The sequence below is a fragment of the Bradyrhizobium sp. MI1.3 genome (genome assembly GCF_055811695.1).
Genome location: NZ_JBVVPQ010000003.1, coordinates 168,861 through 192,438 on the forward strand (window position 1 = coordinate 168,861; position 23,578 = coordinate 192,438).

Consider the following 23,578-nt stretch of genomic DNA (forward strand, 5'->3'; position numbering starts at 1 on the left):
TCAGTTAGCGAGCGACAGCCGCGGAAACGTCTCCAGCGGGTTGTCCACGCACATCTTCGAGATGATGCTGTTCGGCAGGTTCGGCGGGATCGGATCGTCGCCGTCGAACTGCCAATGCGGATAGTCGGACGCGAACAGGAACATCTTCTCAGAACCGATCTGGTCGATGATCTCCTCAACGCTTCTGACGTCACCCGGCGCATCGAACGGCTGCATGGTGACGCGAAAATTGTCGCGAATAATCGCAGCCGGCTCGCGCTCGACCCAGGGCACCTCGACGCGCACCCCGCGCCAGGTCTTGTTGGCTCGCCACATGAAGGCCGGCAGCCAGCTCACGCCGGATTCCATCAGCACGACTTTGAGATTCGGAAACTTGCCGAACACGCCCTCATAGATCAGGCTCAAGATCTGCGCCTGAAATGCCTGTGCCTCGACGAAGTAATATTCGTAGCGGTGCGACGGCCATCCGGCCGAGCTCGGCGCCTGCCGATATTGCGTGCCGGCGTGGATCGCGAGCGGCAGCTTGTACTTTTCCGCGAGCCGATAGACCGGCCAGAAATGCCGCCGTCCCAAGAGCGTCTCGCCCTGCGCCAGCACGAGGATAGAGACGAAGCGGTGATCGCCGGCGCGGCGCTCGATCTCCTCGACCGCCAGATCCGGGTCCTGCATCGGCACCACGATCGAGGCACGCAAGCGCGGATCGCGCGACAGCCACTCAGTGGCGATCCAGTCGTTGATCGCCTTGCAGAAGTCGGCCGCCATGTAGGGGTCGAACACGGCCTGCGCGCCATAGAGCACGTTGATGATCGCGTGACTGGCACCCAACTGCTCGAACGCGCCCTTCTGCACCATCGCGAGATCGGAACCGGGCTTTGTGCCGTTCGCCGGACGCCAGTCGGCGCGGCCGCTTAGCGGCATGCTGGGCGGATAGGAGGTGAGATCGAGCCCGTCGATGGCGCGGCTCACGACCTGCTCTTTCCAGTGATCGCTGAGATAGGGCAGTAGCGTCGTGCGCGTGCCACCAACCGCCGGGTGGATGTCGCAGTCGATCCGCGTCGCTGCCATGAGGTTCCTCGCCGAGATCTTGTAAGCACATCTTATTGGCGGCGTTCTTGTGCGCCGCCTGTGAAGACTGCCCCTGCCCGTGCGGTTGCGCAAGAGCGCACGCCCGCGCGATCGTCATGGCTCTGTTGCATTTCGCAGGCGCGATATGAGGTGTCGCGAACTGCGTTCCGGCGCCGAAGCCGCGGAGCGCATTGCTCCGCTGCTTCCTTGCGGATTGTCTATGCCCGTCAAGCGGCCTTGGAGACTTCCATCAGCAGACGTTCCGCCTTGGCATCCTCGATGCGGTTCACCATCCGGCTGCTTTCGTGATTGTCGCGGATGGTCTTGGTCAGGGTGACGCAGGTCTGGATCAGCATCACAACCCCCATGGTGAGATAGCCCTTCATCCAGAAATCGATCGGCAGGAAGAAGATGCCGATGGCGACGAGGAAGGCGGAGGCTGCAAAGGACACGTAAGTGAAGGTCACCCAGGCGCCGCTGTGGGGCTGGCCATTCTGGTTCATGATGGTCTCCTGTTGGTTCGAATGATGATGGGGATTGGGATCAGACAGTCGGCGTGCGCTTGGACTTCAACCGCGCCAGCACGTCGTCTGCGGTCGTCTTGAGCCGGGGGCCAAAACCCTGCTCGGCGAGTTTTTCGGCGGTGGCGCGCGGGCCGGTGGCCGCGTCGAGCTCGACCAGCGCGTCGTCAGCGGCCTGGGCTTCCATCTGCCGCTCACGAAGACGCCTCAAAGTGCTCTCCGCCTCCGGCAGCGTGGATTCGTAGGGGCGTGCCGCCTCGATGCCGCTGCGGCGAAGCGAGCGCACCGCTTCCGAGGCACGGGCGACGCGGCGGCCGCGGTCGAGCTCGGTGATGCGGGCTTGCGCGCTTGCGACGTGCCGCTTCAGCCGCGCAATCTCGGTTGCGAACAAGGCGCGTGCCGTCAGCGCTGCATCGCGATCGGCCTCCACGCCTGCGATGACTTCGGCGGCATCGTTGGCGAGATCCTCGCGGCCGCCGTCGAGCGCCGCAACCGCGCGCGTCTCGAGATCGGCGATGCGGGCGACGGTCGCCTCGAGCTTGCGACCTTCTTGCTGGTCCTGCGCGATCGCCAGCGCCAAGGTCCGTTTGCCACGCTCGAGGGCGGCTGCCGCGTCGCGCATCTGTTGATCGAGGATCAGAAGGGCCGTCCGGTCTTCCAGCTCCTCGCCGGCGGCGGCCACGCTGCCGCGGAAAAGTGTCACTACGGTCTTGAACATTGTTGGCTCCCTGTTATGAGCGCTGCTCACGTTTGTTTGTAGCAAGAAACTTGAACTTCGTTCAAGAAATGTTTGAGCAGCGCTCAGAAATTTGATTGCAAATGGCTAAGGCATTGGAACGCAGAGAGAAACTTCGATCCGATCTGATCTTGGCGGCGGAACGAATGATCGCCGAGAAGGGATTGGCGGGCCTGAAAACCCGCGATCTCGCCCGCGAGATCGGCTGCGCCAACGGCGCGGTCTACAATCTCGTCGCCGATGTGGACGAGCTGATCCTGCGCGTGGGCTCGCGCACTTTGCTTCGGCTCGACCAGGCCCTGAGCACGGCGGAAAGCGCGGGCGAGCCGTCGCCGCAGGGGAGGCTGGTCCGCATCGCCCTCGCCTATTGCGATTTCGCCGCGGAAAATCTCGAACTGTGGCGCGCTCTGTTCGAGCACCGCATGGACGCCGACAAGCCCCTTCCTGATTGGTCCATCGACGACCAGATGCAGCTGTTCCGCCACGTCCACGAGCCGCTGGCCGCGCTGTTTCCAAAACGCGGTCGGGAGGAGCTCGGCATCACTGCGCGCAGCCTGTTCTCGGCGGTGCATGGCATGGTGGCGCTGGGGCTGGAGCAGAAGCTGGTCGCGGTACCGCTACCGGCGCTTCGGGCGGAAATCGCGGGCTTGGTGCGCGCGATGATCGACGGGCTGATCGCGCGGGCGGCGTAGAGGCTGAGAGCGCACAGCTCAACTGTCGGCGGCGACTGGCTAAAATTTCACCTGTCACATCCCATGCAGCGCGCTTAGCTTCGCGAGGTCCACTTCCCTCTCCGGAGCATCCAATGCCCCTCCTCATCCGCGGCGGCACCGTCGTCAATCATGATCATTCGCGCCGCGCGGACGTGCTAATCGACGGCGCGACCGTCGTCGCGGTCGGGCAATCGCTCGACGCGCCCACCGGCAGCGAGATCATCGATGCCGGCGGCGCCTACGTCATCCCGGGCGGCATCGATCCGCACACCCATCTCGAAATGCCGTTCATGGGCACTGTCACCGCGGACGATTTCGAATCAGGGACTAAGGCGGCGCTGGCCGGTGGCACCACCATGGTGGTGGATTTCTGTCTGCCCGATCCCGGCCAGTCGATGCTCGCGGCCTATCAGGAGTGGCGGCACAAATCCGAGAAGGCGGCCTCCGACTACGGCTTCCACATGGCCGTAACATCCTGGTCGAAGCAGATCCATGACGAGATGGAGACCGTGGTCAAAACCTACGGCATCAACACCTTCAAGCACTTCATGGCCTACAAGGGCGCGCTGATGGTGAACGACGACGAGCTCTACAACTCGTTCGCCCGCTGCGCCCATCTCGGCGCCATGCCCGTCGTGCATGCGGAGAACGGCGACGTCGTCGCCCTGATGCAGGAGGCGCTGATCGCGCGCGGTGTCACCGGGCCAGAGGGACACGCGTATTCACGGCCACCGGAGGTCGAGGGCGAAGCCACCAACCGCGCCATCATGATCGCCGACATGACGGGGACGCCAGTCTACATCGTACACACGAGCTGCCGCGAAGCGCATGAGGCGATCGCGCGGGCACGCGCAGCTGGCAAGCGCGTCTATGGCGAGCCGCTGATCCAGCACTTGCTGCTGGACGCCGGTGAATATCAGAACAAGGATTGGGATCATTCCGCGCAGCGCGTGATGTCGCCGCCGTTCCGCGACAGGTCGCATCAGGATAGTCTTTGGGCCGGTCTCCAAGCCGGCTCGCTGCAAGTGGTCGCGACCGACCACTGCGCCTTCACTACCGAGCAGAAACGATTCGGGCTCGGCGATTTCAGAAAGATCCCGAACGGCACCGGCGGCCTCGAAGATCGTCTTGCGCTGCTGTGGACAGCGGGCGTTGCAACAGGACGGCTGACCAAGGAAGAGTTCGTCGCGGTGACCTCGGCGAACATCGCCCGCATCCTCAACATCTATCCGCGCAAAGGCGCGGTCGCCGTCGGATCGGACGCGGATGTCGTGGTTTGGGACCCCAAGGCGAGCAGGACCATCAGCGCGAAGCGGCAGATGAGCCGGATCGACTACAACGTGTTCGAGGGCTTTTCCTGCACCGGCGGACCGGCGGCGACGCTGTCGCGCGGCCGAATCGTCTGGAAGGATGGCGATCTGCGCGCCGAGGCCGGTGACGGCCATTATGTCGAGCGCCCGGCGTTCTCGCCGGTGCATGTCGCCAATTCCACTTGGAAAGAGCTGACCGCCCCGCGCGCCGTGCGCCGCGGAGCGGTGACGCCGTAGGACTGAGATCCGCACGGGATGCGACGCCGTGAAGCGCGGCCGATGGCATGCGCCTTGCCTCTTTATGGTGCAAATTTCTCAAGAGTGGGGCACCCATGAGCGCATCATCATTCGAACTAAACCGTCGCGGCGTGCTCGGCGGCCTCGGCCTCGCCGGAATGACCGCCCTCGCTCCGCGCTTTGCCACGGCGCAAGGGCGCAGCGAGACGCTGCTGGTGGTGCAGGAACTCGGGCCGAACTCGCTCGACATGCAGGGCGTCGGCTCCAACCAAACCGTGAACGGGCTGTCCTGGAATTGCTACGATCGCCTGCTGAGCTACGCCTCCAAGACGCTCCCCGACGGCACGCTGTCCTATGACCGCGAAACGCTCGCGCCTGAACTCGCCGAGAGCTTCGAGGTTGCGGCCGACGGCATGTCCTGCACTTTCAAATTGCGAAAGGACGCGAAATTCCACGACGGCACGGCGGTCACCGCGAAAGACGTCAAATGGTCGTTCGACCGCGCGGTGAAGGTCGGCGGCTTTCCGACCTTCCAGATGTCGGCGGGATCGCTGGAAAAACCCGAGCAGTTTGTCGTGGTCGACGATCACACCTTCCGCATCGACTATGTGCGCAAGGACAAGATGCTGCTGTTCAACGTCGCGGTGGTCGTGCCCTTCATCATCAACTCGGAGCTTGCGAAAAAGAACGCGACGGCGGAAGACCCGTGGGCACTGGCGTGGCTCAGGAACAACGAGGCCGGCGGCGGCGCTTACAGGATCGAAAGCTGGAAACCGGGCAGCGAGACCGTGCTGGCGCGCTTCGACGATTGGAAGAGCGGACCTCTCCCGAAGCTCCGGCGCGTGATCGCGCGCGACGTCCCTTCCGCCGGCACCCGCCGCGCCATGCTGGAGCGGGGTGATGCGGACATTTCCAGCGGCTTTGCACCGCGTGACTTCGAGCAGATCATCAAGGAGGGTAAGGTCAAGGTTTCGGGCGTGCCGATCCCGAACGCGCTCTGGTCCGTCGCGCTCAACACGGCAAAGCCGCCGTTCGACAATGTGAAGCTGCGCCAAGCCGTCGCCTGGGCGATGCCGTATGAGCAGATCCAGAACAGCGCGTTCTTCGGGCGTGCCGTTCCCATGTATGGCGGAGCAGCAGACGTCTCAAAGCCGGTCTGGCCGCAGGCGTTTCCCTACGTCACCGATCTCGACAAGGCCAAAGCGTTGATGAAGGAGGCGGGATTCGAAAGCGGCTTGGAGACAACGTTGTCGCTCGACACCGGCACCGCCACGGTCGGCGAGCCGACCGCGATCCTGATCCAGGAAAGTCTCGCCAAGATCGGCATCAAGGCGGCGATCGAGAAGATCCCCGGCGCGAACTGGCGCACGACGCTGAACAAGAAAGAGCTGCCTCTGGCGCTCAACCGCTTCAGCGGCTGGCTCGATTATCCCGAATACTACTTCTACTGGAATTTCCACGGCAACAATTCGATCTTCAACATCTCCTCCTACCAGAACAAGGAAATGGACGCGCTGATCGACAAGGCACGGTTCACCACGGATGCTGCCGAGTACGAAAAGGCTGTGAAGGATTTCATCGCGCTCTGCATGCGCGATGTTCCCATCATTCCGCTCAACCAGCCGATCCACGATGTCGCCATGCAGAAGGCCATCACCGGTTACGAGTTCTGGTTTCATCGCGAGCCGGACTACCGTCAGTTCGCGAAGGGCTAGTTTTGGCGGGCGACGCTCACGGGGCGTGAGGCGGCTCGCGCCTGCTCGGACGGGAAACCCCGCGCGAGCCGCGCGTGGCTCGCGCGCAGCATCGCCGTATCGAGCTTGCCCTGCCGCGATCCATCCAGGGCGCAAGCGAAAATCCGGTAGAATTGCGCGCCGTCATAGGCGACCAGCAGCAGATCGACGCCCGCGTTGATGGCCTCGACAACGGCCCGGCAGACGTCGTTCTGGTAGATCGCCCCCATCACGAAATCGTCGGTCATGACGACGCCCTGGTAGCCCCATTTGTCGCGAATGATCCCCTCGACGACGCGCTTCGAATGCGAGGCAGCTCGGTCGGGATCGACGGCCGTGAGCGTGACGTGCCCGACCATGAGCGCGCTGCGCGAATGCGACAGCACCTCGCGGAACGGAAGCCAGTCGGTTGCTTCCAACTCCTTCACCGGCGTGTCGAGATTGGCGCTGAAATGATGCGTGTCGGTGCGAACGCGGCCGATGCCGGGAAAATGCTTGAGCGTGGCACCGACGCCGGATTCTTCCAGCCCACGCACATAAGCGCTCGCGATCGCGCCGACGACGGCCGGATCGGTCGCAATCGCGCGCTGACCGATGAGTGTGTGAAAGTCGAGGCGATTGCGCCGGACCGGCGGTTTGAGATCGAGCACTGGTGCAAGATTGAGGTTGACGCCGAGCCCGGCGAGTTCACGTCCGTGGATGCGGCCGAACCCTGCCGCTTTGGCCTGCTGGTCATCGGGGGCAAGCCCGGCAAGCGTCGCCAGCGCCGGCAGCTTCGTCAACGGCGGCGCAAGATGCCCGACGATGCCGCCCTCCTGGTCCGCGGCGACGACCAGCGCCGGCAGGCCGGCGGCTCGCCGCTTGTCCTGGAGCGCCGCGATCTCGGCACGCAGCGCCTCCACGGTCCGCCCCCGGATGTTGTGCCGGGTGACGTAGATGCCGCCGATCAATCCTTGCTCGGCAAGGCGCGCGATCTCCGGGAAGGAGGAATAACCGACCATGAAGTGAGGTCCGAGCTGACGCGCCTCGGCCGCACTGACGGCAAGAACATCGTACTTGCGCAGTTCGAATTTCAGGTGCGCCGCCGACATCAGGAGCGGCGGTACGCACCAGACTATGACAAGGAGCCGGCCGGCGATCGTGCGCCAACGCCCGCTACGCAGCAGGATGAGCACAATCACGATGCTTGTGAGGACAAGCGCGATGTTTCCGGCGCCCCGCAGCACGAGCAGATAAGGATCGTTCTTGTTCGCGGCCGCAAATGCGACGAGAGGCGCGGCCAACCAGAGCAGGATGAGACCGATGCGATTGAGGAATTGCATGATGCGTCACGCCCAAGGTGATGAACGCACCTATCAAAGTGATTCGCGCCGCGTAAGGACCAAAAGGGCGCCTGCACATAATCTGCAAAAGACTCCTGAAATCGTGCAGACGACGATCCCGCCTTCTGCACAAACGACGTTCAAACTTCGTGATGCCGCCCATCACGAAAGGTCTTCCGGACATGACGAGCCTGGCTACGACGATCACCTCGGACCTCCAGCCGATCAGGCCTTCCTCGATTCCGCCCAAAGTCGGCCTCGCGCTGGTTCTCGCCGCGCTCGCCGACTGGCTGTTCTACGGCCAGCGGATCGGGCTATCGCTGACGCTCTTTGCGATCGCGACGGCTTTGGTATCGGCGCTCTTCAATCATACGACCCTGGATTTGCGGCGCGCCACGATCGGCGGGAGTATTCTCGTCGCCGGCCTCGTCCCGGCCATCGAGGAGGTCAACACGCTGTCCTTCCTGATCCTGCTCGCGTCACTAATGATTGCGCTCCTGCTCGCGACCAATCCGGAAACGACCGGGCTCCCTGAACGTGCCCGCGCGCTGCGCAACCTCTTCCTGCTCGGGCCCTTCAGGTTCTTCCTCGACGCGCTGCATATCTTCAGCATGTCGGGGTTCACCCGCGGCATCGCACTCTGGCTGATGCCTGCTGTGCTGAGCACCGTCTTCGTCGCGCTGTTCGCGGCCGCCAATCCGGTGATCGAGCAGTGGGTGTCTCTGCTCAATCCAAAGCTCATCCTCGACTATGTCAGCATCCCGCGCGTGCTGTTCTGGACCATGATGCTGGCGCTGGTCTGGCCGTCCATCCATGTGCGCTGGCGGCGCAAGACGATTGCCACAACGACGATCGTCGATGGCCCCGTGCCGCCGCCACTGCCGTCCCAAGTCTCGGCTGAGTTCCTGGGCCCCTCCACCATCCTGCGCTCGCTGATCCTGTTCAATCTGCTGTTCGCGGCACAGTCCATTCTCGACGGCATCTACCTCTGGGGCCATGTCGCGCTGCCGGCCAACATGACTTATGCGGCCTACGCCCATCGCGGCGCCTACCCGCTGATCGCCACCGCGCTGCTTGCCGCCGCCTTTGTGCTGGTCGCGATGCGTCCGGGCGGGCCGGCGGAGAAATCGAAGATCATGCGGCCGCTGGTTTATCTCTGGGTGGGGCAGAACGTTCTTCTCGTCGCCTCCTCCATCCTTCGCCTCGATCTGTACGTCGACATCTACATGCTGACCTATTGGCGCATCGCGGCCTTCATCTGGATGGGGCTGGTGGCGCTCGGACTGATCCTGATCGTCGCCCGCATCGTGCTCGACAGGTCAAACCAATGGCTCGTCGGCGCCAATCTGATCGCGTTAACGATCACGCTGTATGGCTGCTCGCTGGTGAACTTCGATGCGTTCATCGCCGACTATAATCTGAGCCACAGCAACGAAATGTCGGGTAAGGGCTTGAACATCGATGCCAACTACCTCTTCACACTTGGACCGCAGGCGCTGCCTGCCCTCGACAAGGTCATCGCTCATCGGTCGGACGACAACTGCCTTGTGTCGCGGCGCGATCGGCTTGTAGAAGTCCAGCTTCAGGATCTGGCCTGGCGGAGCTGGGGCTTCCGGAATTGGCGACTCCAGCGCAGGCTGGACGCGCTGGCGAAAGCTCGGCCGACGGGCTAACGAGGCAGCGGAGAGATTCTTGGCGCACCGCATTCTCATCGTCGACGACGAGGGTCACATCCGCGAGGTCATCCGCGTTGCCTTGAAGAAAGCCGGCATGGACGTGATCGAGGCGCGCGACGGCAAGGAGGCGCTGAGCCGCTTTGCCGCCGACAAGCCCGACCTGATCGTACTCGACATCGGCATGCCCGAGTTCGACGGCCTCGACGTCTGCCGCGAGGTGCGCAAAGCCTCTGACGTGCCGATCCTGTTTCTGTCGGCCCGCGACGAGGAGATCGACCGCATCCTCGGCCTCGAGATCGGCGGCGACGACTACGTGACGAAACCGTTCAGCCCGCGCGAGCTGGTGGCGAGGGTCAACGTCATCCTGCGCCGTCTCGGCCCGCGCAATGGCGAGGCCAAGGCGGGGCCGTCGGCCCTCGCGCAAGGCGGCCTTCTGGTCGATCCCGAGCAGCATGTCGCGTCCTTCGCCAGCACGCCGCTGAAGCTGACCGCGATCGAGTTCGGCATTTTGCGCGCGTTCCTGACTCGGCCGACCTCAGTGTTCAACCGCGAGCAGCTGATGCGGGCCGCCTATCAGCTCAACATCCAGGTCTCCGACCGCACCATCGACAGCCACATCCGCAACATCCGCGCCAAGCTCGCGGCGCTGGCCTGTGACAACGTCATCGAGACCATTCACGGCGTCGGCTTCAAGCTCGGCCGCTGCGAGAAGGACGCATGAGCGCGGCGCCCGACAAATGGCGGCCGTCGCTTACCCTGGTGATCTTCACGGTGCTGGCGACCGTCGGCGTGCTGCCGCTGGTCGGCCTGTTCTTCTTCCGTCTCTACGACAACCAGCTCATCCGCCAGACCCAGGCCGAGCTGATCGCGCAGAGCCGCGTGCTCGCGACGATCTATGCGCAGGAGGTCACGGCAAGGCTCGACAGTGGCCTCACGCTCGGCGCCGAGGTGCCGCCGAACGTGCTGCCTGACCCCGGCGACCAGGTCACCCCGATCCGCCCCGCGCTCGACCTCACCGCCAATGACTTGCTGCGGCGGCGACCCGAGGCGCTGGCGGCGGCCCAGCCGGCGCAACCCGCCTATGTCGAGATCGGCGCGAAGCTGACGCCGATCATCCGCGAGACCCAGAAGGTGACGCTGGCAGGCTTTCGCATCCTCGATCCCCAAGGCGTGGTGATCGCCGGGCGGCAGGAGGTCGGGCAATCGCTCGCCCATATCGAGGAGGTCGCCGACGCGCTGCACGGCCAATACCGCGCCACCTTGCGCAACCGCGTGCCGGACAAGCCGCCGCCGTCGATCTATTCCTTCAGCCGCGGCCTCGGCGTCCACGTGTTTTCGGCGATGCCTGTCATCGTCAACAACCGCGTCGCGGGGGTGATCTACACGACGCGGACCCCAAGCAACATCTTCGACCATCTCTACCAGGAGCGGGCCAAGTTCGTGCTGGCGGGGCTTGCCGTGATTCTCGGCACCATCGCGATCGGCCTCGTATTCTCGCGCACCATCACGCTGCCGATGCGCGAGCTGATCGATCGCGCCACCAGAATAGGCCGCGGCGACCGCGAGGCGTTCAGGCCGCTCCGACATTACGGCACACGCGAGTTCGCGCAACTCTCGCACAGCTTTCTCGGCATGGCCGAGCAGCTCGCAAGGCGCTCGGACTATATCGCGACCTTCTCGGCCCACCTCACCCACGAACTGAAATCGCCGCTGACCTCGATCAAGGGCGCCGCCGAGCTGTTGCAGGATTCGGTTCAGGGCAAAGCGGGAAGCCTGACGCCCACCGAGCAGGAGACGTTCATCGCCAATATCCTGTCCGACACAAAGCGGCTGGAAGCGATGGCGCAGCGGCTGCGCGAACTCGCGCGTGCCGAAAGCCTGCCGCAAAACGAACGCACCGAATTGGCGCCCGTGATTGCCGACCTCAGGAGCCGGTTTCCAGCGAGCTCAATCGAGGCCAGCGGCAGCCTTGACCTGATGATCGGCATGTCGGCTGAGAAGGCGCTGATCGTGCTGTCGCACCTCGCGGACAATGCGATGCGGCACAACGCCGGGACAATCAGGCTGGAGGCGATCGACGAGCGCACGACCCTGCTTCTGACTGTGAGCAATGACGGGGAGCCGATCTCGTCGCCGAACCGCGACAGGATCTTCGACGCGTTCTTCACCACCCGCCGCGACCAGGGCGGCACCGGGATGGGGCTCGCGATCGCGCGCGCGGTGATGGCGAGCCATGGCGGCTCGATCAGGCTCAAGCCGACCGAGGACGGCGCGGCATTCGAGCTCCAGTTTCCAATGGGCTAGATCGCGAACACCCAGGCGGCGACGATGGTGCCGATCGTGACCAGACCGGCGATGGTCCAGCCGGCGGCGTATTCCAGCTCAGGATGACCGGTCGCCCGCATGATCTCTGCCGGATCGGCGGTATGCTTCTCTGCCATGACAGCCTCGCACGTTACTTTCCGCGTCATATGTAAGTCGCATCAGCCACCATTAGGTTCCATCACGGAAATGCGAGGAAGGACGCAGCTTGGTTTGTTCGCCGATCCGCAAGCAGGGCCTGCCGGCCTTCGCTACACCGATGACTTCGTCGAGGCCGCCGCCGAGCAGGCGCTCATCGGCCGCATCGCAGCATTGCCGCTCCAGCGCTTCCAGTTCGGCGCCTTCGAGGGCAACCGCCGGGTGGCGTCCTTCGGCTATCGCTATGACTACACATTGCAGCGGCTGGCCGAGGCCGAGCCGATCCCGGACTGGGTCGTCCCCGCCGCACGGCAGGTCGAGGCATGGGCGGGGCTTGCCGCCGGCAGCGTGCGGCAAGTGCTCTGCACCGAATACGACGCCGGCGTCGGCATCGGCTGGCATCGCGACAAGCCGCATTTCGACAAAATCCTCGGCCTGTCGCTCGGCTCGTCCTGCAAATTCCGCTTCCGCCGCCGCGGCGGCGACAAATGGGAGCGCCACACGCTCGAAGCTCTGCCGCGCTCGCTTTACATGATGGACGGGGAGGCGCGGTCGCAATGGGAGCACAGCATCCCGCCGGTCGAGGCGCGCCGCTATTCCATCACCTTCCGGACGATGAAGCAGGCCTGAAGAGCGGGCCAAAACAAAAAAACGCGAAAACAACCCCATGCACAGTAGAACGGCCGTGTCGGCGCGAGGCTCGGCCCCGCGGCATAACCGTTTGACACCTCGGGGCAAAACAGCCGCACCGCGCAAAGGCGCAAGGCCCGGCGAACTTGCCTTCCAATTCGCGTTTACATGCTAAACTGGTTCCACGCGCCGCGCGGGAGGAAGCCGCGACTGCAGGTCCAGGGAGCCAAGATGAAGCCCGGTCGATTGATCCTCGCCTGCACCCTCGTTGTCGCTACCGCCTCCGGCGTCGCCGATGCCTCCGACGCGACGCCCGCAAAAGTCTCGGGCTCGACGGCGCTGGCGCTCGCGGGGGTGATCGCGCCGCTGTCGTCGGTCCTGTCCGGCGCCGAGAAGAAGGCGATGGCGATGCTGTTCGCCGCCAACAGCGACATTCCCTACAAGAAGCCGATCGTGGTGACCGCCGATCGAATCGTTTGTCGCGCCGGCAATGTCGACATCACCGTGCGGAACTGCGAGGTCACCTTCGGCAAGAAGACCAGGACGGTGAACGGCTCCACGGCCAGCGAGATCTTCGCCACCGAAGCACTGGCCGGCATTCCGTCCGACGGCGCCGCGGGATCGAATTTCGAGAGCCTGACCAAGCTGAGCTGCACGATCGACCCCAACGCAATCCGCCGGAAGGACGGCAGCGGGGCGGAGTGCACGTTTCAGCCGGGGAATTGAACCACGCGCGGAGGACGAGCCGAGAGAACCATGGGTGCCGTGAAATCGCCTCATGACCAGCTAACTAATAAGGCGAATTGAAAAGACGGGCCAAACGCGCGAGCCCATATCGGGCACGCAGGGCCAACACCGACATGAAGAATTTTCTCGCATTTTTTCTGACTCTGGGCCTGACGGCAGCCTCCGCACAAGGTCCCCTACCGATGCGGCCGGACGCGCCGTCCGATCTCGTCCGGGTGGGCCTCACCGACAACGACACCACCGCGGGCGGCACCGCGCGGCTGTGCGAGCAGGTCACCTTCTCGCGCGGCCTGCGCTACGGCGAGAGCGAAGCCAATGTGCTCGATGTCGCCACCGCCACGACCAAGGCGGATACGCCGCGGCCGGTGCTGCTGTTCGTGACCGGCGACACCTTCACCGGCGACCGCGCCGCGCCGGAGCTGTCGCGCCAGATCCAGGACCAAGCCATGTGCTTTGCCGCACGCAACGACATGGTCGGCGTGCGCGTCAACTATCGGCTGGCGCCCTCGGCGACGTGGCCGGCGGGTGCGACCGACGTAGCGGCGGCGCTGTCCTGGGTCCACGGCAATATCGACCTGTTCAACGGCGATGCCCGCGAGATCGTCGCAGTCGGCTACGGCGCCGGCGCCTTCCATGTCGCCACCCTGCTGGCCCATCCCGAACTCCAGACCGACCGCGCCGATGTTGCGGCAGTCGTGCTGGTGTCCGGGGTCTACCGCGCCGGCAAGGACGCGAGCGACAGCGAGAAGGCCTATCTCGGCAGCGACGCCAGCCAGTACAACAAGCGCTCGGTCTTCCCCGGCATCCTCAATGTCGACGTCCCGATCGTGCTGGCCTGGGCCGCGGATGATTCCGCCGGCGTCACGGCGCAGGGCGAGACCCTGAAGAAGACGCTCTGCGGCGCCGGCCATTGTCCGCGCAGCGCGCTGCTGCGGAGCCGCGACGGCATCGCGAGCGCCTTCGGTCTCGACGGCTCCGGCGACAGCCTCGCCGAGCCGACGCTGCTGCTGGTGCATCAGCTCGAGGCGCGCGGGCTGCCGTAGCGGCGTGCCGGGAGCACGCCGATACCGGCCACGCCTCGCCGACGTTAGCACGCCTTAAACCACGATTCGCGATCCTGGTCGCCGCCTGGAGCACCGCGTGCTATCTAGGAGAGTTACTTGAAGTAGTTCAATCTATGAGGGTCCGCTACAGACCGAGAAAATCGGCGTTTCGCACAACTGTGTGACCCGTCGCTGCCACGATCGGAAAACCGATGCTTACGTTGCTGGCACGATGCGCGGTGATCTCGTTTGCGTTGATTTCGACCTCAGCCGCCGAACCGGTCAAGCTCAAATTGGCCTTCTTCAGCTCCGACCGCTCGACGAGTTATCTCGCCGCGGTCAAGCCGTTCGTCGAGGCGGTCAACACCGAGGCCAGAGGCCAGATCGAAATTGAAACCTATTTCAGCGGCGCGCTTGGCAAGGATCCGGCTGAGCAGCCCCAGCTCGTGCTCGACGGTAGGGCCGACATCGCCTACGTCGTGACGGGGCTGACGCGCAACCGGTTTGCGGATAACGCAATCATCGAAATGCCCGGCCTGTTTGCGAGCATGCGGGAGTCCGTTGCGGTGTTCGGCCGGCTGATGGCCGCCAACGCGCTGCAAGGATACGATGACTACATCGTGATCGGCGCTTATGTCAGCGAGCCTGAGACGATCCACAGCAATATCGCGATCACGTCGTTGAACGATCTCAAGGACAAGAGAATTCGCGTCAACAATCCTGGCGAAGCCGCAGCGCTCGAAAAGCTCGGGGCGCGGCCTGTGCTCCTGCCGGTCAACAAGATCTCCGAAGCCATCGGCAACGGCAGCATCGATGGCGCCCTCGTGAACCCTGCTTCAGTGGTCGATTACGGCATCAAACGCGTTGCGACTTATCATTACCTTCTTGGTGTCGGCGGCGCGCCGCTGATGGTCTTGATGAATCGGAAGACGTTCAACCGGCTGCCGAAATCGGCGCAGGCGATCATCCTCAAATACAGTGGTGCATGGTCTGCCGGGCGCTTCATGGATACCTACGAAGCCGTGGAAAACAGCATCATGGGTGAGCTGAAGACCGATCCCAAACGCCAGGTGACCATACCCTCGCCGTCGGACCTCGATGCGGCCAATGCCGTGTTCGCGGCCGTTGCCGACGATTGGGCTTCGAAAAGTGAGCGCAATGCCGAGCTGCTGAAAACCGCTCGGGCCGAGCTCACGAAAATGCGATCGACGCGGTAGCACTGATGCCGTCACTCGCCAGGATCCGGCCTCAGCGAAACATCGTCACCATCGTCGCCGCGCTCGCCATTCTGTTGCTGGGCGCCGGGACCACCCTGAAAATCACGACCGAACATCTTCTCCGTCAAGATGCGACGTCGACCGCTCGTAGCTGGGCGAGGTTCCTTGCGGCCAGTGTCGCCGATCTCGAGCAGATCGCCGGCGGCGAGCAGCCTTCCGCCGCGAGCATGGCGTTCTTCCGGTCGGCGCGAAATTCCGGCGAGGTCTTTCACTACGAAATATTCAACCGTAATGGCTACTCCCAGTTCGTTTCGACCCGCGAAAAGATCGCGCTCGTCGACTTGTCTGAATATAGCCCCGATGCAGCGCGATCAGCGGTTGACGGTCAACCGATCATCGACGTCGGGGAGGGAAATTCGCCCGACCGACCGGCATTCTTCGCCCGCGCCTATGTCCCGATCCAGACCGACGGTCGCCTCACCGCTGTCGTTGCGGCCTACGTGGATGAAACCGAGCAACGCAAGAATGTCCACAATACGTTCCTGACCGCAGCCGTGTTTCTTTGCCTGCTGTCAGGTCTCGCCTTCTCCATTCCCGCAATTGCCTGGTATCGGGAAACAAAGGTGAAGCACGCTGACCGGCGCATCCGGTTTCTCGCCCATCATGACGCGTTGACCGGGCTGACCAATCGCCCGCAGCTGATCGAAAAACTGGAGAGCGCCATCGCTCGCCTGCCGATGCGGGGCAGCAGCCTTGCCGTACACTTCATCGACATCGACCGTTTCAAGGAGGTCAACGATTCGCTTGGTCACGACGGCGGCGATTTTCTGCTCAAGTCCATCGCCAAGCGTCTTCGCGCCGCGGTCAGGATCGACGACGTGGTGGCGCGGCTCGGCGGCGACGAATTCGTGGTCGTGCAGTGCGGCATCGCCGGCAAAGCTCAGGCCGAGTCGTTTGCGAGCCATCTCGCCGCCGCGATAAATGCGACCGTGAAATTCAAGCAGCACGAGATCCTCACCACCGCTAGCATCGGCGTGGCGCTGGCGACGGGGGAAGACACCAGCCCCGAGGGGTTGCTCAAGAGTGCTGACCTCGCGCTCTACGCGGCCAAGGCCGCCGGCCGCAACTGCATCCGGTTTTTCCTGCCCGAAATGGACACCGAGCTGCAAGCGCGCATCGAGCTTGAGAGGGCGATTCGCGAGGCGGTGCTGAATGATCGCTTCGAATTGCATTACCAGCCGCTCTTCGAAGTATCCCGGCGCCGCCTTGCCGGGTTCGAAGCGCTGATCCGGATGCCTGCGGCGGACGGAACCCTCATTCCGCCATTGACCTTCATTCCGGTCGCCGAGGACTTGCGGCTTATCGACAAGATCGGGGCGTGGGTATTGCGGGAGGCATGCCGCACGGCCGCGACCTGGCCGGCGCACCTGACCGTTGCAGTGAACCTGTCACCCGCGCAGTTCGTGGCGGGCAACATCGGTGACATCGTCGCCACCGCACTAACAGAGGCTGGACTCGCGGCGCACCGGCTCGAACTGGAGATCACCGAAAGCCTGCTGCTCGGCAACACCGAAACGATCATGGCGCAACTCCGGACGCTCAAGACGATGGGCGTTGCCATCGTGATGGACGATTTCGGGGCTGGCTATTCGAGCCTCAGCTATCTGTGGCGCTTTCCGTTCGACAAGATCAAGATCGATCGAGCCTTCATGCAGAGCCTCAACGGCCCCCATTGTCAGGTCGGGACAGTAGTGAAAGCGATCATCGCGCTCGGACGGGAACTGCACATGCGCGTCACGGTCGAAGGCGTCGAAACCGCCAACCAGGCAGCTTTTCTCGAGGCGGCCGAGGGTGATCAGGTGCAAGGCTTCTTCTTCGGCCGGCCGATCCCCGCCTCGGAGCTCGGCGCCAGCATTCTCGCGGACTTTGAGAAGGCAATGCCACCGGCTTCGCCCGCGCCGGCCCAAGCCACCAAGCTGCACCTCGTCAACTTATCAGCCGAACGGTAGCACCGACCCTGTTCCCGTTCGGCCAACGCGGCTCTTGGCGGCTCTCTATTGCAGACAGTTCTCTTGTTTCAACTAACTGTTTCAACACCAAGATTGCATTTGGGTCCGGCCGACGGCATCTCGCTCTGAGGTTGCGCGTTAGCTGTCAGGTGTATGATGCAAAACAAAACGCGTTTCGGTTCGACGCTCGAAAGCGGCGGTCCAGATATCGCGAAGCCTCTCGCGATGGACGGAAACCATGACGCGCACGGTTTGCAACGCGCGTTGGATGCGCGTCTCAGTCCCGGCAATACCGATGCCCCGGCAACTGGCGGCGCTGCGGCCGCGGATCTGGCGCAATCCAAGCCGAGCCGGACGCTTCGCCGATTTGTGAAGGCCGCAGCGGGCATCGCCATCGTCGCAGTATTCGGCTGGCTGCCGCTCAGGGCGCTTTTCCAGACGTCAAGCGTCGAAGCCGTCGTCAATTCCAGGCTCGTGACATTGAGGTCGCCGATCGACGGGAAGATTTCAGCGGGGGCCAGTCTGGCAGGCGATTTAGGCATCGTCGGCGAGGGCACTTTCATCCTTCGTGTCGTCAATCCGCGCGGAGACCGCGTGCGGCTCGATGATCTACGCAGTCAGATGTCTCGCCTCGAAAACGAAAGGCCGAGCCTCGTTTCGAAGATAGCTTCAGCCCAGGCGGCGCAGAAGGATCTGGCGCGTCAGGCGGCCCTGTTCACAGCGGGGCGCATCCGTCAGCTCGAGGCGCGCATCGCAGAAATCCAAACATCAATCGAAGCCGCCGCAGCGCGTCGCGAGGAGGCGGCGGCCGCGGTGGAACGAGCTTCATCGCTTATCAAATCGGGCAGCGTTTCGTCTGTCGAGCTTGGGCGCTTGACGCGGGATCAAACCATTGCCCAGCAAACCGAAATCGGCGCGCGCCGCCGCCTGGATGCAACCCAGGTTGAGCTCACCGCCGCGCGCGAGGGCACGTTCCTCGGCGACAGCTACAACGATCGTCCGAGCTCGGTGCAGCGTGAGGAGGAAATGCGGCAGCGGGCTGAAGGGCTCACCGCGGACGTAGCGCATGCTGATGCGCAAATCTCGTGGCTCGTCGGCGAGATTGAATCCGAACGATCTCGTTACATCAGCCGCTCCGAGGCGGACATCAAATTCCCCATCGCCGGCCGAATATGGGAGGTCATGACGGCGCCTGGAGAGGACGTCCGGGCCGGACAACCGCTCGTCCGTCTACTCGATTGTTCCGGTGCCGTGGTGACGGCGAACGTCACTGAGAGCGTGTATAACGGGCTGAAACTGGGATCTCTCGCACATTTCCGGCCGAGCGCCGGCGGGCCCGAATTGGCTGGCACCGTCGTCAATCTCACCGGCTCCGCAGGGGCCGCAGCGAACCTCGCCATTAATCCCGATGCGCTGAGCAAGGAACCGTATCGCGCGACGATTTCTGTCCCCGACCTCAACGATGGCTCCAACGATTGTCCGGTCGGGCGAACCGGACGCGTCATCTTCTCGGCAGACACGGCGAGAAAGCCATGATCGCCGCGCTGACGCCGGGCCTTATTGCGCTCGGGTTCTGCGTTGCCGTCCTTCCCTGGCTCAGGCACGAAAACTCCGCGGCGCGTTCGCTGATGATTTCAATCGTGTTGCTGCTCATGCTCCGTTATTTTGGATGGCGCATGACGGCAACGGTCCCGCCCGTCGGCTGGACCGCCGATTTCGCCGTGGGATTTCTGTTCCTCATCGTCGAGGCTGCATCGCTTGCAGCGGGTGCACTGTCGCTGGTATTTCTCAGCCGCACGACCGATCGTACGCCGCAAGTCGAAGCCAACGGGCGGTGGCTTGCCGGGCGGCAAGCTCCGCTGATCGACGTATTCGTTTGCACCTACAACGAGGAAACGTCGATCCTGGAGCGCACAATCATCGGCGCCACGGGAATGAACTATCCCAACTACCGTGTCTGGGTTCTGGACGACGGGCGGCGTGACTGGCTCGAAAAGCTTGCCGGCCAGCTCGGCTGCCGCTATCTGGCGCGCCCCGACAACACCGACGCCAAGGCTGGCAACATCAATCACGCCCTGCGGCATGTGGCGGAGCTCGCCGATCCCCCTGACTTCATTTCGATCCTCGACGCCGATTTCGTTCCGATGCCCGAATTCCTCGCCCGCGCGATGTGCTTGTTCGGCGATCAGCGCGTAGGCGTGGTGCAAACGCCTCAGCATTTCATCAATGCGGATCCGATCCAAACCAACCTGGCCGCGACCAAGGTCTGGCCGGACGAGCAGCGTTTCTTCTTCGATATTCTGATGCCATCGAAAGACGCTTGGGGCGTGGCTTTTTGTTGCGGCACGTCGTCGGTCATCAGATTCTCATCCCTCGTGAAAATTGGCGGCTTTCCGACCGACTCCGTGACGGAGGACTACTTGCTGACGCTGCGGCTGAAGGAAATTGGCGCGGGCACGGTGTACCTGAACGAACGTCTGACCTTGGGGCTGGCCCCGGAGGGCCTCAAGGAGTACATCACCCAGCGCAGCCGATGGTGTCTTGGCTTCATGCAGATCTTTCGCGGGCGAAGTGGCCCTTTTTCCCGAAGATCGCAGCTGGATGTTATCGACAGGCTGTCTCTCATCGAAGCATTCATGAGTTGGACCTCGACCTATGTCGTCAAGGTATTCGGTCTCGTCGTTCCGAGCCTTTATCTTCTCTTCGGCGTCAAAGCCGTCCAGGCGGATCTTTTCGAACTCCTCGGATATTTCCTACCCTTCTATGTCTGGTATTCGCTCACCATGGCCTGGATTTCCCGCGGACGCTCCATGGCGGTGATGTCGGATGTCGCTCAATACATTGCACTGCCGGCGGTTCTCAAGGCCGTGGCGGCGGGGCTGCTCAAGACGCAGGGGCACAAATTCAAGGTCACCGCAAAGGGCGGGGATCGCGATCAACGCTTCATCGAGTGGCCACTGCTCAGGGTATACGGCACCGCACTGGCGATTACGCTCGCGGGTATCGTCTATGCGTTCGTGCTTCATGTGCAAGGCGACATGATCGCCTATGGCAGCCTGGCGCTCGCCTGGAGTTTGTACAACGCGATCATTCTGATGATCGTCTGCTTGGTGTCGATCGAGCAGCCGCGGCGACGGAAGGCCGAGCGGTTCGAGCGAGATGAGCCGGTTCTTTTCAATCTCGGTGGCCGGCAGTTCATCTACCGTTTGGCAGACATGTCGATCACGGGCGCCCGCTTCGTGAGCGACAAGCCACCGCCAGTCGGGACCGCGGTTCATTGCACCCTCCAGGAAAGAAAAGTAGCTGCCCTGGTCGTGCGACGAACTGGGGATGGATTTGCGGTCCGGTTTGATGAAACCCTGAACACGCGCATCGATCTCATTCGCGCTTTCTATTCCGGTGACTACGTCAGTGCATTCACCGGCATACGCGCCGCTCCCGTCGGCAAAGCATTATTAATGCGGATCTTCGGGTGACTACGTCTACCACCGGCGGCAGGTAGAAGGGTTGGACAACATGGCTGTCCTAGCAGGCCTCATTTCCTCACAGCGAGGAGATTCGTAGCAAGGAGCATCGTATCCGAGTGCGGCGACTGAGAGCGCCCCGGCAAATCGAGCCTTCTGATACCCAATGCGATAACCGCCGAAGCTGAGCAATATTGAGCTGCGAATCGTCGTTGAGAGCACGTAGTTTTTTTGGGGGCGTCATGCCAAAGAGCGCGAAGAGATACGTAGCGCTGTTGGGAGGAAGGGATGATCACCGAGCGAAGACAGCCAACCCTTTGGCCCCGGAGTCTCGAAGACGAACTGCGAATGGAGCGCGCCCTCCACTCTCTCGAAAAGGAGACCAAGGACTTGAAAGAATTGGTCGTCCGTCTTTCGGAAACCCTCCTTCGACATGTTTGTCAAAGCGCAGCACTAAGATCGCTGAAGAATAGCGCTGAGCGGAACACTCAAGGTCGGACCGATCCATACTGAGCACGTCACCGTCCCTGCCAAGCCGAGCGCTGCAATCGGTTATTCTCAACCAACGCCCACGTCCAGGCTTTCGGCGCTCGATCGTTCCGGGTAGGGCGCGTTCCTACGTAGGCGCCCGCAATTCGCTGTGAAACCAAGCCAAGGTACGGGCCGATCTCATCGGGTCGACCAGATCGACCGCGATCTGATCGACGAAATCGCAAGCGGAACATTCGAAGGTACGAATGTCAAAACCGGCGGAGCCGGGCGTGATGCGCGCCAGCATCATTGTCGTCTGGCATTTAGGACAAGGCGTTCGTTGAATGGTCATGAGGCTTGCCTGGATCCGGCGGGAGCGCAATACTCTCTGTCATCGATGGATGCCAATGGGAGCGGTGATGGAACATGATGGAACGGCAAGCTCTGCTGCCACCGGTCAATATTGACCACCAGCCAAACTAAGGCCCGCTATCCCAAATGTGAACTTTCACAGATAGAATCATTTTTCATCGGCAACCTGCACTGTATCGTCCGGTTTCGCGACCGCGGGGTCGAGATCGAGTTCGAGGTCCGCGGACGGCCCGCCACGGTCGGCACGTCAATACGCTTGCCATTCCGTTCGGCCGGCAAGAAGCCCGCCGTCCGGCCACAGCTTTGACAAACGCTTGACGTAGATCAATCGCCTTGCTGCGGAGTGAGCCGACCTCGTTGGGGGCCAACGACAAGGTGTCGAGCATGCGCGTCACCGGCAGGCTGCTGTTCGTTCTGATCATCTCCTACGCCTCGCTCGGGGCGATGTCGCAGGAGCGCGCCGATCAACCCACCGCCGACAACGAAATCCGCATCGGCAATGTCATGCCGTATTCGGGACCGCTCTCCGAGTTCGGCGCCATTGGCCAGGCGGAAGCCGCCTATTTCGACATGGTCAACGCGCGCGGCGGCATCAACGGCCGCAAGATCCGCTTTATCACCCGCGACGACAATTCTGATCCGAACAGCGCGCTGGAGCTGACGCGCAATCTCGTCGAGAAAGACGACGTGCATTTGATGTTCGGCTCGTTCGGCACGCCGGGCAATATCGCCGCGCGCTGGTATCTGAACGAGAAGAAGATTCCGCAGCTGTTCGTCGCCTCCGGCGACGAGGAGCTGAGCCAGGCCAAGGCGTTTCCCTGGACCATGGGCTGGCAGCCGTCGTTCCGGTCGGAGGGGCGCATCTACGCCAACTATCTCCAGGCCTATTATCCCAGGAAGAAGATCGTGGTGCTCTGGCAGAACGACCAGTTCGGGCGTGCGCTTCTCAAGGGCATGGAGGAAGGCCTTGGCGATCTGAACCGTCTCGTCCTCGTCGACATCGCCTTCGACATTGCCGACGAGCATCTCGACGGACACGTCTCGATCCTCAAGCGCGCCGGTGCCGATATTTTTGTCTTTCTCGGCGTGCCGTCGACGGCGTCCAAGGTGATCAAGTTGGCGGCGGCACTGAAATGGCGCCCGGTCTTTATCGTCAACGACGCCTCCGCCTCGATTGCCAACGCGATGGCGCCGGCAGGCCTAGAGAATTCCTCCGGCGTGATCTCGGCGGCCTTCCTGAAGGATCCTAGCGATCCCGCATGGAAGGACGATCCCGCCATGAAGGACTGGTTCGCCTTCATGGACAAATACCATCACGACGAAAGCACCAACAGCAGCGCGGCGCTCTATGGCTATGCCGCGGCCGAGGCGCTGACGCAGGTGCTGAAGCAATGCGGCGATGACCTCTCGCGCGAGAACATCATGCGTCAGGCGGCTTCGCTGAGGAATTATCAACCCTCGGTCGCGCTGCCCAACATCAGGATGAACACCTCGCCGAACAGCTACCTGCCGATCAGGCAGATGCGGCTGGTCCAGTTCGACGGCCGCTCCTGGCAACCCTTCGGCGATGTGATCGAGACGGCCTTCACGGAAGGCGCGGCGCGGTGAGCTGACTCGGGCAGGGCAGTTGCCCGCTTGAGGGAGCGTCGGCGTTTATCGCATCGAAGGGAGAGGTGCGCTCCCTCCCCCGCTTGCGGGGGAGGGTTGGGGAGACGGTGCATCCGCAATCGAGAGCCCCCAAGAGGAGAAAGCCCTCACCCGGCGCGCGGGACGATGCTTCGCATCGCCCGGACGGCGCCGACCTCTCACGCAAGCGGGAGAGGCGACGCACCTGCGTGTTGGCAGAATCCGG

20 protein-coding genes are annotated in these 23,578 nt (G+C 63.0%); 14 read left to right on the top strand and 6 right to left on the bottom strand.

Annotation, left to right across the window (positions count from 1 at the left end; all coding sequences use genetic code 11):
• The 3 genes from AC0L3A_RS03155 to AC0L3A_RS03165 form a co-directional block, all read right to left on the bottom strand.
• Complete coding sequence (locus tag AC0L3A_RS03155) at window positions 1-1,065, bottom strand: amidohydrolase family protein (protein ID WP_007597048.1); 1,065 nt, start codon at window positions 1,063-1,065, stop codon at window positions 1-3.
• Window positions 1,066-1,292: 227 nt separating this feature from the next.
• Complete coding sequence (locus AC0L3A_RS03160) at window positions 1,293-1,568, bottom strand: YiaA/YiaB family inner membrane protein (RefSeq protein ID WP_007597050.1); 276 nt, start codon at window positions 1,566-1,568, stop codon at window positions 1,293-1,295.
• A gap of 40 nt (window positions 1,569-1,608) precedes the next feature.
• On the bottom strand, window positions 1,609-2,304 hold the full coding sequence (locus AC0L3A_RS03165; RefSeq protein ID WP_473253582.1) for a PspA/IM30 family protein: 696 nt from the start codon (window positions 2,302-2,304) through the stop codon (window positions 1,609-1,611).
• Between the two features lie 101 nt (window positions 2,305-2,405).
• Here AC0L3A_RS03165 and AC0L3A_RS03170 point away from each other — a divergent pair, with 101 nt between their 5' ends.
• From AC0L3A_RS03170 to AC0L3A_RS03180, 3 genes are all read left to right on the top strand, one after another.
• Window positions 2,406-3,014, top strand: a complete 609-nt coding sequence (locus tag AC0L3A_RS03170; protein ID WP_007597053.1) for a TetR/AcrR family transcriptional regulator — start codon at window positions 2,406-2,408, stop codon at window positions 3,012-3,014.
• Between the two features lie 113 nt (window positions 3,015-3,127).
• Window positions 3,128-4,582 (top strand): dihydropyrimidinase, encoded by a 1,455-nt coding sequence (hydA, locus tag AC0L3A_RS03175; protein ID WP_007597060.1) that lies wholly within the window; start codon window positions 3,128-3,130, stop codon window positions 4,580-4,582.
• A 95-nt stretch (window positions 4,583-4,677) separates the two neighbouring features.
• Window positions 4,678-6,297: an ABC transporter substrate-binding protein gene (locus tag AC0L3A_RS03180; RefSeq protein ID WP_473253583.1), complete on the top strand. Its 1,620-nt coding sequence runs from the start codon at window positions 4,678-4,680 to the stop codon at window positions 6,295-6,297.
• Here AC0L3A_RS03180 and AC0L3A_RS03185 read toward each other — a convergent pair.
• Window positions 6,294-7,637: a glycoside hydrolase family 3 N-terminal domain-containing protein gene (locus tag AC0L3A_RS03185; RefSeq protein ID WP_007597063.1), complete on the bottom strand. Its 1,344-nt coding sequence runs from the start codon at window positions 7,635-7,637 to the stop codon at window positions 6,294-6,296. The two genes, AC0L3A_RS03180 and AC0L3A_RS03185, sit on opposite strands and share 4 nt — an antisense overlap.
• 182 nt (window positions 7,638-7,819) lie before the next feature.
• On the opposite strand from AC0L3A_RS03185, the gene AC0L3A_RS03190 reads away from it, so the two are divergent.
• Genes AC0L3A_RS03190 through AC0L3A_RS03200 form a run of 3 tightly spaced genes read left to right on the top strand, consistent with a single transcriptional unit; the run spans window position 7,820 to window position 11,617 of the window.
• The gene (locus AC0L3A_RS03190) at window positions 7,820-9,310 is read left to right on the top strand and encodes a DUF4153 domain-containing protein (RefSeq protein ID WP_007597065.1); all 1,491 of its coding nucleotides are present in this window, start codon (window positions 7,820-7,822) and stop codon (window positions 9,308-9,310) included.
• A 19-nt stretch (window positions 9,311-9,329) separates the two neighbouring features.
• Complete coding sequence (locus AC0L3A_RS03195; protein WP_007597067.1) at window positions 9,330-10,034, top strand: response regulator; 705 nt, start codon at window positions 9,330-9,332, stop codon at window positions 10,032-10,034.
• Window positions 10,031-11,617 (top strand): ATP-binding protein, encoded by a 1,587-nt coding sequence (locus AC0L3A_RS03200; RefSeq protein ID WP_007597069.1) that lies wholly within the window; start codon window positions 10,031-10,033, stop codon window positions 11,615-11,617. The genes AC0L3A_RS03195 and AC0L3A_RS03200 overlap by 4 nt, the downstream gene beginning before the upstream one ends.
• On the opposite strand, the gene AC0L3A_RS03205 is transcribed toward AC0L3A_RS03200, so the two are convergent.
• Complete coding sequence (locus tag AC0L3A_RS03205) at window positions 11,614-11,754, bottom strand: hypothetical protein (protein ID WP_007597071.1); 141 nt, start codon at window positions 11,752-11,754, stop codon at window positions 11,614-11,616. The two genes, AC0L3A_RS03200 and AC0L3A_RS03205, sit on opposite strands and share 4 nt — an antisense overlap.
• Before the next feature lie 70 nt (window positions 11,755-11,824).
• On the opposite strand from AC0L3A_RS03205, the gene AC0L3A_RS03210 reads away from it, so the two are divergent.
• The 7 genes from AC0L3A_RS03210 (at window position 11,825) to AC0L3A_RS03240 (ending at window position 20,895) form a co-directional block, all read left to right on the top strand.
• Window positions 11,825-12,403 carry an alpha-ketoglutarate-dependent dioxygenase AlkB gene (locus AC0L3A_RS03210; protein WP_007597072.1) on the top strand — a complete coding sequence of 193 codons (579 nt, stop codon included), beginning with the start codon at window positions 11,825-11,827 and terminating at the stop codon, window positions 12,401-12,403.
• A 231-nt stretch (window positions 12,404-12,634) separates the two neighbouring features.
• Window positions 12,635-13,129 carry a hypothetical protein gene (locus tag AC0L3A_RS03215; protein WP_007597073.1) on the top strand — a complete coding sequence of 165 codons (495 nt, stop codon included), beginning with the start codon at window positions 12,635-12,637 and terminating at the stop codon, window positions 13,127-13,129.
• Between the two features lie 134 nt (window positions 13,130-13,263).
• On the top strand, window positions 13,264-14,193 hold the full coding sequence (locus AC0L3A_RS03220; RefSeq protein WP_354128670.1) for an alpha/beta hydrolase: 930 nt from the start codon (window positions 13,264-13,266) through the stop codon (window positions 14,191-14,193).
• A 212-nt stretch (window positions 14,194-14,405) separates the two neighbouring features.
• Window positions 14,406-15,410 (top strand): TRAP transporter substrate-binding protein, encoded by a 1,005-nt coding sequence (locus tag AC0L3A_RS03225; RefSeq protein ID WP_007597075.1) that lies wholly within the window; start codon window positions 14,406-14,408, stop codon window positions 15,408-15,410.
• A gap of 5 nt (window positions 15,411-15,415) precedes the next feature.
• Window positions 15,416-17,419 (top strand): putative bifunctional diguanylate cyclase/phosphodiesterase, encoded by a 2,004-nt coding sequence (locus tag AC0L3A_RS03230; protein ID WP_354201666.1) that lies wholly within the window; start codon window positions 15,416-15,418, stop codon window positions 17,417-17,419.
• A 153-nt stretch (window positions 17,420-17,572) separates the two neighbouring features.
• Window positions 17,573-18,955, top strand: coding sequence for an HlyD family secretion protein (locus AC0L3A_RS03235; RefSeq protein ID WP_035993653.1), 1,383 nt, complete (start codon window positions 17,573-17,575; stop codon window positions 18,953-18,955).
• A complete protein-coding gene (locus AC0L3A_RS03240; protein WP_473253584.1) occupies window positions 18,952-20,895 on the top strand; it encodes a glycosyltransferase in 1,944 nt (647 codons plus the stop codon). Before AC0L3A_RS03235 ends, AC0L3A_RS03240 begins: the two co-directional genes overlap by 4 nt.
• Before the next feature lie 604 nt (window positions 20,896-21,499).
• Here the strand turns inward: AC0L3A_RS03240 and AC0L3A_RS03245 are convergent.
• Window positions 21,500-21,706, bottom strand: a complete 207-nt coding sequence (locus tag AC0L3A_RS03245) for a response regulator (protein WP_354128673.1) — start codon at window positions 21,704-21,706, stop codon at window positions 21,500-21,502.
• A gap of 404 nt (window positions 21,707-22,110) precedes the next feature.
• On the opposite strand from AC0L3A_RS03245, the gene AC0L3A_RS03250 reads away from it, so the two are divergent.
• Window positions 22,111-23,334: an ABC transporter substrate-binding protein gene (locus tag AC0L3A_RS03250; protein WP_354128684.1), complete on the top strand. Its 1,224-nt coding sequence runs from the start codon at window positions 22,111-22,113 to the stop codon at window positions 23,332-23,334.
• Window positions 23,335-23,578: the final 244 nt, after the last annotated feature.

Coding starts and splice junctions, on each gene's coding strand:
- AC0L3A_RS03155 (WP_007597048.1), bottom strand. CDS start 1,065: ATGGCAGCGACGCGGATCGACTGCGACATCCACCCGGCGGTTGGTGGC.
- AC0L3A_RS03160 (WP_007597050.1), bottom strand. CDS start 1,568: ATGAACCAGAATGGCCAGCCCCACAGCGGCGCCTGGGTGACCTTCACT.
- AC0L3A_RS03165 (WP_473253582.1), bottom strand. CDS start 2,304: ATGTTCAAGACCGTAGTGACACTTTTCCGCGGCAGCGTGGCCGCCGCC.
- AC0L3A_RS03170 (WP_007597053.1), top strand. CDS start 2,406: ATGGCTAAGGCATTGGAACGCAGAGAGAAACTTCGATCCGATCTGATC.
- hydA (WP_007597060.1), top strand. CDS start 3,128: ATGCCCCTCCTCATCCGCGGCGGCACCGTCGTCAATCATGATCATTCG.
- AC0L3A_RS03180 (WP_473253583.1), top strand. CDS start 4,678: ATGAGCGCATCATCATTCGAACTAAACCGTCGCGGCGTGCTCGGCGGC.
- AC0L3A_RS03185 (WP_007597063.1), bottom strand. CDS start 7,637: ATGCAATTCCTCAATCGCATCGGTCTCATCCTGCTCTGGTTGGCCGCG.
- AC0L3A_RS03190 (WP_007597065.1), top strand. CDS start 7,820: ATGACGAGCCTGGCTACGACGATCACCTCGGACCTCCAGCCGATCAGG.
- AC0L3A_RS03200 (WP_007597069.1), top strand. CDS start 10,031: ATGAGCGCGGCGCCCGACAAATGGCGGCCGTCGCTTACCCTGGTGATC.
- AC0L3A_RS03205 (WP_007597071.1), bottom strand. CDS start 11,754: ATGGCAGAGAAGCATACCGCCGATCCGGCAGAGATCATGCGGGCGACC.
- AC0L3A_RS03210 (WP_007597072.1), top strand. CDS start 11,825: ATGCGAGGAAGGACGCAGCTTGGTTTGTTCGCCGATCCGCAAGCAGGG.
- AC0L3A_RS03215 (WP_007597073.1), top strand. CDS start 12,635: ATGAAGCCCGGTCGATTGATCCTCGCCTGCACCCTCGTTGTCGCTACC.
- AC0L3A_RS03220 (WP_354128670.1), top strand. CDS start 13,264: ATGAAGAATTTTCTCGCATTTTTTCTGACTCTGGGCCTGACGGCAGCC.
- AC0L3A_RS03225 (WP_007597075.1), top strand. CDS start 14,406: ATGCTTACGTTGCTGGCACGATGCGCGGTGATCTCGTTTGCGTTGATT.
- AC0L3A_RS03230 (WP_354201666.1), top strand. CDS start 15,416: ATGCCGTCACTCGCCAGGATCCGGCCTCAGCGAAACATCGTCACCATC.
- AC0L3A_RS03235 (WP_035993653.1), top strand. CDS start 17,573: ATGATGCAAAACAAAACGCGTTTCGGTTCGACGCTCGAAAGCGGCGGT.
- AC0L3A_RS03240 (WP_473253584.1), top strand. CDS start 18,952: ATGATCGCCGCGCTGACGCCGGGCCTTATTGCGCTCGGGTTCTGCGTT.
- AC0L3A_RS03245 (WP_354128673.1), bottom strand. CDS start 21,706: ATGACCATTCAACGAACGCCTTGTCCTAAATGCCAGACGACAATGATG.
- AC0L3A_RS03250 (WP_354128684.1), top strand. CDS start 22,111: ATGCGCGTCACCGGCAGGCTGCTGTTCGTTCTGATCATCTCCTACGCC.